This is a genomic window from Treponema bryantii, assembly GCF_900113965.1.
GTDB lineage: Bacteria > Spirochaetota > Spirochaetia > Treponematales > Treponemataceae > Treponema_D > Treponema_D bryantii_A.
The window spans coordinates 428124-442836 of sequence record NZ_FORI01000001.1 but is presented as its reverse complement, the minus strand read 5'-3'; the positions used below and the strand labels follow the sequence as shown (position 1 = coordinate 442836).

13 protein-coding genes are annotated in these 14713 nt (G+C 43.4%); 6 read left to right on the top strand and 7 right to left on the bottom strand.

Annotation, left to right across the window (positions count from 1 at the left end; translation table 11 throughout):
• Positions 1 to 14 precede the first annotated feature (14 nt).
• Positions 15 to 794, bottom strand: coding sequence for an ABC transporter ATP-binding protein (locus BM161_RS01920; protein ID WP_074929965.1), 780 nt, complete (start codon positions 792 to 794; stop codon positions 15 to 17).
• 10 nt (positions 795 to 804) lie between these two features.
• A complete protein-coding gene (locus tag BM161_RS01915) occupies positions 805 to 1767 on the bottom strand; it encodes an ABC transporter permease (RefSeq protein WP_074929964.1) in 963 nt (320 codons plus the stop codon).
• A gap of 176 nt (positions 1768 to 1943) precedes the next feature.
• On the opposite strand from BM161_RS01915, the gene BM161_RS01910 reads away from it, so the two are divergent.
• Positions 1944 to 2582 (top strand): TatD family nuclease-associated radical SAM protein, encoded by a 639-nt coding sequence (locus BM161_RS01910; RefSeq protein ID WP_177206191.1) that lies wholly within the window; start codon positions 1944 to 1946, stop codon positions 2580 to 2582.
• 3 nt (positions 2583 to 2585) lie between these two features.
• Here the strand turns inward: BM161_RS01910 and BM161_RS01905 are convergent, their stop codons facing one another.
• The 5 genes from BM161_RS01905 to BM161_RS01885 all read right to left on the bottom strand — a co-directional run bounded on the left by BM161_RS01905 (position 2586) and on the right by BM161_RS01885 (position 8386).
• On the bottom strand, positions 2586 to 3431 hold the full coding sequence (locus tag BM161_RS01905) for an alpha/beta hydrolase family protein (protein ID WP_074929963.1): 846 nt from the start codon (positions 3429 to 3431) through the stop codon (positions 2586 to 2588).
• Between the two features lie 23 nt (positions 3432 to 3454).
• Positions 3455 to 4420, bottom strand: a complete 966-nt coding sequence (locus tag BM161_RS01900; protein WP_074929962.1) for a LysR family transcriptional regulator — start codon at positions 4418 to 4420, stop codon at positions 3455 to 3457.
• Between the two features lie 84 nt (positions 4421 to 4504).
• Positions 4505 to 5485, bottom strand: a complete 981-nt coding sequence (locus BM161_RS01895) for a PLP-dependent cysteine synthase family protein (RefSeq protein ID WP_074929961.1) — start codon at positions 5483 to 5485, stop codon at positions 4505 to 4507.
• 66 nt (positions 5486 to 5551) lie between these two features.
• Positions 5552 to 7039, bottom strand: coding sequence for a nitrogenase component 1 (locus tag BM161_RS01890; RefSeq protein WP_074929960.1), 1488 nt, complete (start codon positions 7037 to 7039; stop codon positions 5552 to 5554).
• Between the two features lie 9 nt (positions 7040 to 7048).
• Entirely contained in the window at positions 7049 to 8386 is a 1338-nt protein-coding gene (locus tag BM161_RS01885; protein ID WP_074929959.1) for a nitrogenase component 1, read from the bottom strand.
• 131 nt (positions 8387 to 8517) lie between these two features.
• On the opposite strand from BM161_RS01885, the gene BM161_RS01880 reads away from it, so the two are divergent.
• The 5 genes from BM161_RS01880 to BM161_RS01855 all read left to right on the top strand — a co-directional run bounded on the left by BM161_RS01880 (position 8518) and on the right by BM161_RS01855 (position 14711).
• Positions 8518 to 9693: a MalY/PatB family protein gene (locus BM161_RS01880; RefSeq protein WP_074929958.1), complete on the top strand. Its 1176-nt coding sequence runs from the start codon at positions 8518 to 8520 to the stop codon at positions 9691 to 9693.
• Entirely contained in the window at positions 9686 to 10111 is a 426-nt protein-coding gene (locus BM161_RS01875; protein ID WP_074929957.1) for an RrF2 family transcriptional regulator, read from the top strand. The genes BM161_RS01880 and BM161_RS01875 overlap by 8 nt, the downstream gene beginning before the upstream one ends.
• An 84-nt stretch (positions 10112 to 10195) precedes the next feature.
• Entirely contained in the window at positions 10196 to 11869 is a 1674-nt protein-coding gene (locus BM161_RS01870; protein WP_244882611.1) for a carbamoyl phosphate synthase preATP-grasp domain-containing protein, read from the top strand.
• A gap of 21 nt (positions 11870 to 11890) precedes the next feature.
• Complete coding sequence (locus tag BM161_RS01860; protein WP_074929956.1) at positions 11891 to 13492, top strand: CTP synthase; 1602 nt, start codon at positions 11891 to 11893, stop codon at positions 13490 to 13492.
• 25 nt (positions 13493 to 13517) lie between these two features.
• The gene (locus BM161_RS01855) at positions 13518 to 14711 is read left to right on the top strand and encodes a glutamine synthetase family protein (protein ID WP_074929955.1); all 1194 of its coding nucleotides are present in this window, start codon (positions 13518 to 13520) and stop codon (positions 14709 to 14711) included.
• The last annotated feature ends 2 nt before the right edge of the window (positions 14712 to 14713 follow it).

Here is a 14713-nt window from a genome sequence, read left to right as displayed (position 1 = left end):
AGTAATCTTTTTTATTAAATAGCGTATTCAACTTCCTGAACCTTGCCTGCATAGTCGAGAATCTCGAGAATGCGGGTGCGGTACTTAAGGAAGATATCCTGACCACGGGCACGAGGGTGGCTGATCTGGATCGGAATGATTTTTTCAACCTTAGCCGGTCGTGGTGACATTACAACAACGTAGTCGCTCAGGTAAACGGCTTCATCAACATCATGAGTTACCATAACCATTGTTGTGTTATGCTCCTTCCAGAGTCGGAGAATTTCGTCCTGCATGGTCATGCGGGTAAAGGCATCGAGGGCACCAAGCGGCTCGTCGAGCAGCAGGATTTTTGGATGGCCTACAAGAGCTCGCGCAAGACTTGCTCTCTGATTCATACCACCCGAAAGCTGATGAGGAAAAGATTTCTCAAAGCCTTCAAGTCCAACGAGTTTGATGAACTTGTCTACTTCTTCTTTACGTTCTTTATAAATGTGGCGGGCACGCAACCCGAACGCTACGTTGTCGCGAATTGTAAGCCATGGAAAAAGATTTGCCTGCTGAAAGGCAAAGCCTCGGTCGCTGCCCGGTTTTGTGATTTTTGTTCCGTCTACAAGTACCTCGCCGCTTGTTGGAGTTTCAAGACCTGCAATACAGCGAAGCAGAGTTGTTTTTCCACAGCCAGAAGGTCCAATCAGCGAAACAAAGCTTCCGGCAGGAATTGTAAAGTCTACACCATTGAGAGCAGTAACTTCTTCTGCTTCTCCCTGATTAAAGATTTTAGTTATATTTGATAATTTTATTTCTCCACTCATTGATGTCTCCTTACCATTTAATCAAGCCCTTCTGCCAGCCCAGCACTCTCTTTCTCACCTTGAACAGCGAAGTAATAATCACCGTACAGAAAACCGCAATCATAATCAGACCGGCGTAAACTCCTGCGTACATCATCATTGCTTTCTGATAGCTGATGTACCAGCCGATTCCGTATTTTGCACCGAACATTTCGGCGGTCATAAGGGCTATAAAGGCTGCACAGATTCCGTTGAAAACTCCCTGGAAAATATTTGGAAGTGCTGCCGGAACTGCAATCTTGAAAACCTGGAAGAAGGTGCCGGCGCCGAGTGTTTTTCCGACCTCAAAATATACCTTGCTTATATTTTGAATTCCTGAGCTTGTCATCAGCTGAACCGGGAACCAGACTGCAAGCGCAATAATGAAAACACTTGCTCCAAAAGGGGTCGGGAATGTTGTAAGTACAAGCGGAATCCAGGCAGTGGCAGGAATCGGGCCAATCAGTTTGATGTAAGGATTAATCCAGTAGTAAACCTTTTTTGAAAAGCCTAGGAATATTCCAGTAATAAAGCCTGCCAGAATTCCCCAGAATTCTCCAAGCAGCAAAAGTCGGAAAGAATACCAGATACACTTAAGAAGAAGTGAAGTTTGTTCTACAAAAACTGCGAGTATATTGTTGTAAGTTGGAAAGAAAATTACCGGCAACAGAGCAAACTTTGCAGTTACAAGGTTGATTACAATCACAAGACCTGAAGCTCCAAGCAGAAAGGGGCCTTTTTCTTCCAGACTGGCATTTACCTTTTTGATGAAAAAGGAAAGCAGAAAGAAAAGTAATGCAAGTCCCAGTAAAATGAAAAGCAGGCCGTCATAATAATGATGCGTTGAAGACGGATGCTGTGAACTGTCCGGAATTGCAATATGCACTAAAAATGCGAGAAGAACTCCAAGCACAGGGAAAAGTCTTTTTACTAATGAAACAATTTTTCTGCTCATAACATACCTCAATCTATTACCTAGTAGCTTAGTATGTTATAGTCTAAAGAATGCGTTTTGAATAATATAATTTTTGTATTGTAGCTATAGGTACAAGCTATAACAGATTTTTTTTATAAGACCTATAGATTTTATTGATAATTGACAGTAGTTATAACTTATATGATAATCCTCTTATGAAAAAATCAATGACAATCATCTACCCCGAATACAATGGACTTTATATAAACCTGACAAACCGCTGCCCTTGTGCATGTACTTTTTGCATCCGTCAGAAAGTAAGCGGGGCAGAGTTTGATAATGTAGATACTCTCTGGCTTGAGCATGAACCTACAGCAGAAGAAGTGATTGCTGCCATAAAAGAAGAGGCAAAGCTTGAGCGCTTCAAAAATTACAAGGAGTTTGTTTTCTGCGGTTATGGCGAGCCGACAGAGGCTCTGGATGTGCTTCTTGAAGTAGCTGATTTTTTGAAGGCAAATTATTCTCTGCCGGTCAGAATAAACACAAACGGGCTTGCTGACCTGATAAACAAAAAGCCTGTTGCACCTCTGCTTGCCGGAAAAATTGATGCCCTTTCAATCAGCCTCAATTCAAGTAATCCCGAGATTTACGAGAAAACTGTTCGTCCGGTTTTTAAGGAAAAAGCTTTTCCTGCAATGCTTGCTTTTGCAGAGCAGGCAAAAAACTTTGTTCCTAAGGTTGTGATGAGTACGGTTGAAACAACCATCTCAAAAGAAGATGAAGAGGAATGTACCCGGCTTTGCGAGAGGCTAGGCGTAACTCACAGAATCAGAAAGTTTGTTGCCGTGAATTAAGCATCAGGCAATCACCCGGTTTATAAATTCTGCAATCTCGCGAATCATGGAAATGCGGCGGCCAATCAAACCGTGCTCGGTAGGATATTCCACAAGTTTCTGAACGGCAGATGTTTTATGGGTCGCAAGCTTATTCCACAGGGGCAGAATCATTTCTTCAATCGGAGAAACTGAATCATACTTACCTGCAAAAACAAGAATGTTTTTATCTTTCACTTCTTCAAAGGCATTAGGGTGGCTGATTTCTTCGCGGCGGCGTAATACGTCATCATAAATAACATCAATTCCGTCTGAATGAAGAATGCGGCCTTCTTCCAGAAGAGAGCGAAGATAAACTTCCTTGGCACAGTTGAGATAACGGGTCGGATCATAAGGAGTAAGCATTATGATTCCCGCAATCCAGTCCAATTTTTTTCCGGCATTAAGCGAAGAGTTTGCTCCCATGCTGTGGCCAAGCAGAAAAATCTGATTTGGATTTACATTGTACTTTTCGGTAAAGCTTTCTGAATGAGCGTACTCTGCAAGGTTATAGGCATCTTCAATACAGTTTGAAATCAAATACTTTCCCTGACTTCCCCAGGCACCACGGTGATGCGGAACTAGAACAACACAGCCGCTGCGGCAGAGGGCGTGAGAAATATCATCATTGCGGGCAGTTCCCGGAAAGCCGTGGAGCATGATAACACAAGGACGGCCCTGGTTTTTAGGACCGGTAACCTCGCTGGAAGGCCACATAATTTCGCCATATATATGAGAACCGTTTGAAACAAAGTCCAGAGTCGAATAGTCCGGCAGTGCAAAAGGATTCAGTTCTTCCGGGTCTTCAAAAAGATAATTTGTGTTAATCATAAGAGTGCTCCTTAAATAGGTATTTAGCAAGTAAAACCAGCAATGTGAAGAATGCTTCGAATCACATCAATGTAAGTGAGGCTGATGTCATTCATACGCTGGCCAGATTTTGTAATGTAGCCGAGTTCAAAACAGTGGCTGATATTTTCATCAAGATTTTGAAGTGGAATTAAAACAAAATTTTCTCCCGAGTCATTTGAAACCGCAGAGTCACCGCCGGTATTTTCTGTATTTGAGTCTTCCTCGTATATACCCGAAAGAAAAGTATAGCCGTTCAGATGCTCTATAAGATTTAATTCTGTTGCCCGGTCTGCAACTGTAATTGCTTTATCAAGTCCATACTGAGAAATAACCTGATCAGAAAAGAAAGATTTTACATCGTCTGTATCAAAAGTCACAAAACGATATTCCTGCAGCTCTTTCAGTGAAATACTTTCTTTTTTCGCAAGCGGATGTTTTTTATGAAGATAAACAAAGGCATTGCATTCAGTCAGATGATGAAATTCAAGTTTGTTTGCTTTAAGACTTTTTGCAATATCATCGCGGTTCGAATCACTCAAATATAAAATACCGATTGTACTGCTCTCATTCGCAACATCAGAAATTACATCAGAGGCTTTTTTTTCACAAAAGGCAAAATCATATTCCTGGCTGGAATATTTTTTTACAATTTCTACAAAGGCCTTGCGGGCAAAAGCGTAATAAAGGGTAGAAATGGAAAAATTCTTTTTTTCAGTGCCGCAGTGTTTTTTGAGAAGCTCTTCATATTTTAAATATAAATCCTGGGCATCTTTTATAAAACTTTGTCCCCGCTCTGTTACTGTAACGCCCCGTGTCGATCTGTTGAAAATCTGAAAGCCAAGTTCATATTCAGCTTCGTGCACAGAACTGGTAAGTGAGGGTTGCGAGATAAAAAGTTTTTCCGAGGCCTTATTAAAAGACCCCGAATCAGCGACACCCAGAATGTATTTTATTTGTTGAAGTGTCATTTTAACAAATTACCGTCATTGCGAGGAGCGAATGCGACGTGGCAATCCATATATATAGATTGCTTCGCTTCGCTCGCAATGACGTTAGCCTTTGAAGAGTTCCGTACTCAAATAGCGTAATCCGGTGTCAGGGAAAACAACAACAATGTTCTTTCCTTCATACTCAGGACGCTTTGCAAGCTCTGTAGCTCCCCAAAGAGCAGCCCCGCTTGAATTTCCAACTAAGACACCATCTGACTTTGCAACAATTCGTGCTGCCTCGAAAGAAGGATTTACAGTTGCAATAAGAACCTCGTCATAAACACCGGTAGTATTGCGAACAGTAACAGGAACGCGCTCCTCAGGAACTTCTGTAAAGTTGTGAATACCAGTGAGAGCTGTTGCTTCAATAGCAGGCTCTACGGCAACCACTTTTACAGCCGGATTTTTTGACTTTACATAATCGCTGATTCCACGGATTGTACCGCCGGTACCAACAGCGCTTACAACAGCTGCAAGGTCACCACCTGTCTGCTCCCAAATTTCAAGCCCAGTTGTATCGTGATGAGCCTGAGGATTTTTCGGATTAAGCATCTGGTCTACAAAGAAAATATCTTCGCCTGCTGCCTGTCTGTCGCGGATATGCTGCTTCAAAATATTGGTAGCGGCAACAAAATCTCCGTTTGTTGTTTTCAACGCTTCTTGAATTTCTGGTACATTGCTTATGCGGGTTACGTTTGCACCAAAAGCCTTCATGATATCAAAACGTTCTTGACTGGTTCCGTCCTGAAGGTAGATTGTAACATCATAGCCCTTCATTGCACCAATCGCACTTACGGCAATTCCGGTGTTTCCACTGGTGTATTCAATAAGAGTAGTTACACCCGGTTTGATTTTTCCTTCTCGCTCAGCATCTTCAATAATGCGAAGAACGATGCGATCCTTGATACTTCCAATCGGATTAAAGTATTCAACCTTTGCAAGAAGATGAGCCTTAAGTCCAAGTTTTTTTTCATAGCCGTGAAGTCGTACCAGCGGGGTATTTCCAACGAGTTCTGTTAATGAGTCGTGTATCTGTTTTGACATTTATTTTTCTCCAATGTGGTAAAGCTAAAAATTGCTTTCGCAATTTTTTTAACGCTTTGCTATTTATCAACGACTGCCTACCGGGCGGTCTTTCTCATCCTTAATAAACTTATCTGCATTCTGCTCGTACCACCATTTTGTGTATGGCAGCTTAATGCGGGCAGCGAGGTTCTTTTCGAACGAACGGTTTGTAACAGTATCAAGAATCAGTTTTGCAAACTTCAAAGTTCCTTCGTAGCCAAATACAGTGTACTCATCAGCAACAAAGACAGCGGCAAAGCCCTGCTTAATTGCCCAGACAGTAGTACCCGGGTGACGACTGAAGTAAACATCAGGCTTAAAATGATTAAGGATGTTCAATACTTCATAGTTCTGCTGATCTGCAACTGCAACCTTCATATCCTTTGGAGAAGTCTTAAGCAGGTGTTCAAGGGCAGGAGGAACCTGACCGTTGTCGTACTTGTAGTCGTAGTGCCATGCAAGTGCATAATCTACAACCATTCCGAATTCCTGAAGAACACGGGCAATTTCATAAGTAAAGCCAGGACCCATACCAATTACAGCGCGAAGTCCCTTAAGCTTCTTTGTTACTTCTTCGATCTGAGGAATATAAATTGCACGCTGCTTTTCGATATAAGCTTCAACCTCTGCACGCTTACCGATTGTGTCACCAATTCCACGGAGCCAGGTTTCAAAACCTGTAATTCCCGAATGGTTGATTGTGCGTACATAAGGAACGCCGTAAGTTTCTTCAAGAGCGTTACCAAGATAAGTTCCCAAAGTTCCGCAGATACAAACTGTACATAGGGCTTCGCTCAAATGTGAAAGCTCTTCAATAGTTGAGTTACAGTATAGGAACTGTGGCTCTGCATCAAATACTTCATTAAAGATTTTTGTAATCTGAGGGCGTGCACTCTCGTAGAAGTTCTTGATATTGATTGTACGACGCTTCTGCTTTGGTGGCTGAACAATTCCCTGTAAAACGGCATGGTCAGAAATATCAAAACCACTGGCCCAGATGCGAGACTTAAAACCCTCACAGTGAACAGGAATTACTGGAATTGGAAGTTCATCATTCAAGTCGCTTGCAACACCATCAACGTCTTCACCAGTTACACCAGATACACAACTTGTAGAAACAAAGATTGCATCCGGCTTGTAAGTTTCATAAGTATGATGAATGATTTTTATCAAATCGTTTGTAGCACCAAATACAGTATCTTTTTCATTTAAGTCTGTGCAGACAAAAACTGAGTTTGTTGTTTTATTTACACGTGCTGCAATCTGGCCGAACTTTACGGCATCGTTACTTGCCATTGCAGTACAGCCGGCAGGTGCGTGATAAACTACGGCAACATTGCGGATAGCTGCAAGTGCGTTCAAGGCACAACCAGAAAGACAAGAGCTCGACTGGCTGAAGCAGCGCTCACGGTTACGGAGACTTCCGTCTTCAGATTTTTTTACCAGAGTTTCGAGGTCTCCAACGAACCCTGTAATAGAACCAAGACGGTTCTCACGAATTGCTATATTTGCATTCTTAAAATTATATGGCATGGCAGTCTCCTAAAGTTTCAGTTTACTCATAGCAGCAGTAAATATCTGTTCGAGCAGGTGAAGTCCTCCCGAATAGCCGGCAATGTGATCATTTATTACGAGCTTTTCAAGCATAGGGTAACTTACGTTTACAAAGTGACCGCCAATTTCAGCGGCAAGTTTTTTCTCCCAGTTTGAACCGATAATCAGCGGAGTTCCCGCAAAATCAGACGCCTTAATCTGCTCGTGAATATCGTGACCATCTGTTGTAAACTGAACCGGAGTTGTAATTCCATAGTTCAGATTGTTCACTTCATCAATAATCTTCTGCTGGTGTGCTTTAGGTGCATCATCAGTAATAAAAATCTTTTCAGGGAAGAGACCCATATCATTTACAAGGAACTTTGTTACTGCGATTGCATATTCACTGTCGCTTGCAACTGTAAAGCGTTTTCCAAGAATACGAGTTTCAAGCAAAGTATCAGCAAAGCGTTCAATGTAATAATAGAACTCGGCTTCTTTTTCTGTGATAACTTTTTCTACAAATTCTTTATCAGCGCCAGTAAAATCAGCTACTGCACGAAGGAACTTTGTAGTCTCAGTAGCACCAATAGGAAGAACAGGGTACTGCAAAAGTTTAATTCCAAAACGACGTTCCAGATACTTTGCACTTTCAATTCCAGTCCAAGGGGAAACAAGAATTGTATATTCAGCCTGTGGCAGCTTTTTAAGATTTTCAACACTGCGGCCAAAACCAAAAATTGTGTTTGGCTTAAGACCAATTGCAGAAAGAAGATTTTCAATCTCGCGGAGATTTCCAAGCCAGTAAGGATCCTGCTGAGGAGGAGCAACAAAAAGATTTACAAGACCTTTTTCTTTTTTAACTTCACCGTCTGCATCAGTATAGGCTGCAACAACTTCATCACGTTCAAGATACTGCTCAAAAATTGACTTCAAAATCCAGTCGTGACCAAGATAGTTATTTCCCTTAAAACCTGGAGTCTTAGCCCAGAGCACAGGCTTTTCTGCATTCGCAAAATTTCCTGCAACCTCTTCAATATCATCACCAATAATTTCGCTGGTACATCCGGAAAGAACAACGAATAAATCGGCATCAATAACCTTCAAAGCATTTTCAATAGTAGAACGCAATTTGCCGGTTCCACCAAAAACAACTTCCTTTTCACTCACAGAACTACAAGGGAAAATATTCGGGCTGTAACGTCCGCTTGTTCCGTTGTTGTCATTTAATTTAGCAGCACATCCAGGTCCAGAATGCAAAACCGGAATTGCTCCAGGAATTGAATGAACCGTCTGCATAGCAGCAAGCGCACATTTGTACCGCGGCTGGTCCAGTATTTTTGCCATACTTCGATGCTCCTTATAAAATAATTTATATACCCATTGACTTAGTAGGTAATACCCTTTATACTACAGTTAACCTACTAAGTCAATAGGTTATACTAAAAAACTTAAGTATTTTTTAAGTAGGAGCCTTTATGAGCTATAACTTCAACACCGTAACAGACCGTCACGGCACAAACTGTATAAAGACAGACCTAGCCGTTGTTCGCGGAAAGCCTGCAGATGTACTTTCACTCTGGGTTGCAGATATGGATTTTCCCACAGCCCCTGCAATTCTTGAAGCGTTACATAATAGAGTAAATCATGGAATTTTTGGCTATTCCTGCCTTGATGATGAATTCTTTGCAGCCCTTAAAAACTGGATGCAGACTGAGCATGATTTTTCACCAGATCGCCGTGACCTTGTAACAACCCCGGGCGTTGTATTCGGAATCTCCTGTGCAATAAAAGCATGTACAAAAGAAGGCGATGCAATAATTATTCAGACACCGGTCTATTACCCCTTTAAGAATATGATTGAGCTGAATAACCGCAAGCTGGTCACCTCTTCACTCTACGAAAGAGATGGAAAATATTTCATTGATTTTGAAGATTTTGAAAAAAAGATTATTGATAACAACGTAAAGCTTTTTATTCTGTGCAGCCCACATAATCCTGTTAGCAGGGTATGGACCCGTGAAGAACTCCAGAAGCTTAATGAAATCTGTCTGCGTCATAACGTAGTTGTTTTTTCAGATGAGATTCACAATGATTTTGTTTATGAGCCGAACAAGCACACTGTGTTCTCGAATCTTTCGCCGGAAGCTGCAGAGAACTCAATTGTTTCAATGTCGGTAAGTAAGACCTTTAATCTTGCAGGACTTCAGTTTTCTACAAACTTTATAAAGAATCCAGTATTACGTAATAAGTTCAAAATTGAAAAAGATAAAACCGGTTATGATGAGCCAAGTCTTATGGGACTTACAGCGGCACTCGCGGCATACAAAAATGGGAAACCGTGGCTGCTAGATTTGCATCGTCATCTTCAGGACAATATTACCTTTCTTCGTTCATTTCTTGCTGAGAATCTTCCTAAAGTGCGTCTTATTGAACCAGAGGGCACCTTCCTTCTCTGGCTAGACTTTTCTGCCCTTGGTCTTTCAGATTCAGAAATTGACGACATAATTGTAAATAAAGCAAAAGTCTGGCTGGACCGTGGAACAATGTTTGGACCGGAGGGAGAGTTTTACCAGAGAATAAATGTGGCAACTCCACGGCCAGTGCTTGAGGACGCATTAAACAGGATTTCGGAGGCATTCAAATATGTATAAGATTTCAACACGCGGGCAGTACGCCCTTTTGATTATGGAAGACCTTGCAATGGGACAGCCGGAAAAATACATTCCGCTCAAAACTCTTTCACACCGCAGAAATCTTTCAACAAAGTATCTGGAACAGCTTTTAATTCAGCTAAGTAAAGCAGGGCTTGTAATTGGCTCACGAGGAATCAGCGGCGGCTACAAGCTTGCAAAAAAGCCGGAGCAGTATACAGTTGGTGAGATTTTGCGCGTTATGGAAGGAGAACTCTGCCCTCTCAGTAATTTTGAGAATAATACTGTAGTTTCAGAAGGCAGCAGAAGCTTTTGGAAAGGCTTTGAAACCACAATTAATCACTATGTCGACTCCGTTCATCTGGATGAGCTTGCCGAAAAGAACCAGGAGTTTATAGGCTACGATTATTGCATCTGATTTATAAAAGTGATAATATAAAAAAAGTCAAAGACGACATTGAACCTTCGGGTGCAGTGTCGTCTTTTTTTTTCGAGGAAAATGATGTCTGAAAATTCTAAAGGAAGTATTGTTGTACTTGGTTCGGGCCCAATCCGAATCGGTCAGGGAATTGAGTTTGATTATGCAAGTGTACAATGTGTTCAGGCCCTTAAAAAGCTTGGCTACAAGGTTGCAATTGTAAATAACAATCCGGAAACAGTTTCTACAGACTTTGATACAGCAGACCGCCTTTACTTTGAACCGCTCACCCCGGCAGACGTTATGAATGTCCTGAATGTTGAAAAGCCACTTGGCGTTGTAGTTGCCTTTGGCGGTGGAACCGCAATCAAGCTTGCAAAGTTTCTGGACAGCCAGGGAGTAAAGATTCTGGGAACTTCAGCAGATGCCATTGACCTGGCAGAAGACCGCGAACGCTTTGAAGAACTCTGCGACCGCCTTGGAATTAAACGCCCTCGCGGACTTACAGTTTTCACAGAAGTTGAAGCCCTCGAAGCTGCTGAAAAAATCTCTTACCCCGTTCTGATGCGCCCAAGCTACGTACTTGGCGGCCAGAATATGATCATTGCCCGCAACAGTGCCGACGTAAAGGAATATATGAAAATCATTCTCCGCGCCGGAATCGAGAACCCTGTCCTCATCGACAAATATATGGAAGGACAAGAACTTGAAGTAGACTGCATTTGTGACGGCGAAGACGTTCTGATTCCTGGAATTATGGAACACGTTGAGCGTACCGGCATTCACTCAGGAGACTCAATTGCACTTTACCCTGGCATTTTCAAACCAGAAATCGAAGAGAAAATTATCCGCCAGTCTACAGCCCTTGCCCTTGCTCTTGGCACAAAGGGACTTGTAAATATTCAGTACCTTGTTTATGACGACGGAAGTGGCGACGACCTGTATATCATCGAAGCAAACCCACGTTCAAGCCGTACAGTTCCTTACCTGAGCAAAGTCAGCGGAGTTCCTATGATAGAACTCGCAACCCGTGCAATGCTGGGAGAAAAGGTTAGAGATCTCGGTTATGGCACAGGCCTCTACCGCAAGCCAAACTATTTTGCAGCAAAAGTTCCTGTTTTCAGTTTTGAAAAACTGATGGATGTAGATACCCACCTTGGCCCGGAAATGAAATCTACCGGAGAAGTCCTTGGAATTGCCGCCACCCGCGAAGAAGCAATCTTCAAAGGTATGGCCGCCGCCGGCTGGAAAATGATCAGGCCGAACCAGGAAGAAGGAGGGGAAAGCCTTCCCCTCGGCTGCACTTCGTTGCAGCCTACCCCTTCTGCGGGGGACACCCCCGCAACGCCCCCAGCCTCACAATCCGGCATTCTCTTTTCCGTCCGTGCCTCCGACCTCCCCGAACTCCCGGATCTTGCCCGCAAGTTCTACAACCTCGGCTTCACACTTTATGCCACTTCAGGAAATGCAAGTACCATTGAACGCAGCGGCATGCCGGTAAATCATGTAGCAAAAGTTCACGAAAACTACAACGACAACGTAATGACCCTTCTCGAAAGCGGCAAAATTGCCTACGTAGTTTCCACCTCAGCCAAAGGCCGCGACCCCGTTGCCGAAAGCGTAAAGCTCCGCCGCCTCGCCGTAGAACGCGACATCGACTGCCTAACCGCCCTCGACACCGCCAACGTCCTGGCCGATTGCCTCGCATCCCCATATTCACTCGAAAACGCAAGCTTAGTTGATATAAATCATATGTAAGTTATTTTAGGAAGGAAGTATATGAGTAAATTTATTTTTGTAACCGGAGGCGTTGTTTCTGGCCTCGGAAAGGGAATTACAGCTGCAAGCCTTGGAAGACTTTTAAAATGTCGTGGACTCAAGGTAACTAGTCAGAAACTTGATCCATATATGAACGTTGACCCGGGTACAATGAGCCCTTTCCAGCACGGAGAAGTTTTTGTAACTGATGATGGTGCCGAAACAGACCTGGACCTTGGTCACTACGAACGCTTTATCGACGAAAATCTTACAAAATACTCAAATATGACCAGTGGCCGTGTTTACTGGAACGTTCTGAACAAGGAACGCCAGGGCGAATACCTTGGACAGACAGTTCAGATTATTCCTCACGTTACCAATGAAATCAAAGATTTTGTATTGAAAAACGCAGAAGTAAGCAATGCCGACGTAAGCATTGTTGAAGTTGGTGGAACAATTGGTGATATCGAAAGTCAACCATTCCTTGAAGCAATCCGTCAGCTGGCGCTAGAAGTAGGCCGCCGCAACTGTCTTTTTATTCACGTTTGTCTTGTTCCTTATATCAGCGGTTCAGACGAATATAAATCAAAACCAACCCAGCACTCAGTAAAAGAGCTCATGGCCGTTGGTATTCACCCGGATATTATCGTAGCCCGCTGCGATAAAGAGATTCCAACTGATATCCGCAAAAAGATTTCCCTCTTCTGTAACGTTGGAGAAGACTGTGTAATTAACAACACAACCTGCCGCAGCCTTTACGAAGTTCCATTGATGCTCCACGCTCAGAATATGGATGATGTAGTCTGCCGCGACTTAGGACTCGATTCTGCAGGCGGCGACAAGCACTACCCTGCCCTCGCAGACTGGTCACGCATGGTAGAAACAATTCACGCACGTCAGGGTGAAATTCAGGTTGCGCTTGTTGGAAAGTATGTAAAGCTCCACGACTCATATCTTAGTATTGTAGAATCTCTCAATCACGCAAGTTTTGTTGTAGGAAAAAATATCAAAATCAAATGGGTTGATTCAGACAGTGTAACAGATGATACAGCCCCAGAAGTTTTCAAAGACTGCGCCGGAATCATTCTTCCAGGCGGATTCGGACACCGCGGAGTTGAAGGAATGGTATGTTCCTGCCGCTATGCCCGCACCCACAAGCTGCCATATTTTGGAATCTGCCTTGGAATGCAGATTGCTGTAATTGAATTTGCCCGCAGCGTGCTCGGTTACGCAGATGCAAACAGCCGCGAGTTTGACGAACTCTGCGAGCACCCAGTAATCGACCTTATGAAAAATCAGGAAGGTGTTATAAAGGGCGGAACAATGCGCCTTGGTTCATATCCTTGTGAAGTTGCTAAAGGAACAATTCTTGAAAAAGCCTATGGCAGCAATCATATAGAAGAACGCCACCGCCACCGTTACGAATTCAACAACGACTACCGCACAAAAATGCAGGAAGCCGGCCTCACAATCAGCGGAACCAGCCCGGACGGCACACTTGTAGAAGCCGTAGAAATTGAAGGCCAGTTCCACGTTGGCGTTCAGTTCCACCCAGAGTTCAAGAGCCGTCCAAACAACGCCGGCCCACTTTTCGTTGAATTCTTGAAAGCATGCCAAGGCTAGTGTATAGTTTAAGAGAGGTAGAAAAATGTATTCACAGAGTGAAGTTTTAGAATATGTAGAGGAAGAAGACGTAAAATTCGTTCGTCTTGCTTTTTTTGATTTACGCGGTGTTCAGAAAAACATTTCGATAATGGCAACACAGCTTCAGAGCGCTTTTGAAAACGGAGTAAGCTTTGATGCGTCCGCCATATATGGTTTTGAAACACCAGAAAAATCAGATTTATTCCTTCATCCAGATCCAAGAACCATTTCCATTCTTCCCTGGCGTCCAAACACCGGAAAAGTTGTGCGAATGTTCTGTACTATTTCACATCCGGATGGAACTCCATATAAAAAAGACTGCCGCACACTCCTTGCAAACGCAGTAAAAAAAGCTAAAGCTGAATTCAACGTTGACTTCAGCTTTGGTACCGAGATTGAATTCTACCTCTTCAAGCTCGATGAAAAAGGCGAACCAACAAAGATTCCTTTTGATAACGCAAGTTATATGGATATTGCCCCGGAAGATAAGGGAGAAAATATCCGCCGTGAAATCTGTTTTACACTCGAGCAGATGGGTATTCAGCCAGAAGCAAGCCATCACGAAGAAGGCCCGGGCCAGAACGAAATTGACTTCCGCTATTCAGACGCCCTCACAGCAGCCGACAACGCCGCAACCTTCAAGTGGATTGTACGCACAAGAGCCGCAAGCGCTGGCCTTTATGCAGACTTCTCACCAAAGCCACTCGCAGACAAAGCCGGAAGCGGTTTCCACATCAACATTTCATGCTCAGACAATACTAAAAAACGTAACGTTCTTGCCGGCATCTTAAAACATGCAGAAGAACTCACCTACTATATGAACTGCACCGAAGCCTCATACGACCGCCTCGGTTCCTGCAAAGCTCCTTGCTACATTGCCTGGGGCCACGAAAACCGTTCCGCATTTATCCGCGTACCGGCAACAACAAATGCAGACGCAAGCCGTATAGAAATCCGCACTCCAGACAGCGAATGCAACGTTTACCTCGTATTCACACTTTTGATTCACGCAGCACTGGACGGAATTAAAAATAATCTGGAACCACCAGAGCCAATCACAGAAAACCTGTTTGATAAGAGCCACGGGCCTTCAACTCCACTCAGAGACCTGCGCCTTAAGTCTTTACCAGACACCCTGGATTCTGCCAGAGAAATCGCTGAACAAAGCTCATTCATCAAGGACGCTCTCGGATTCTAAAA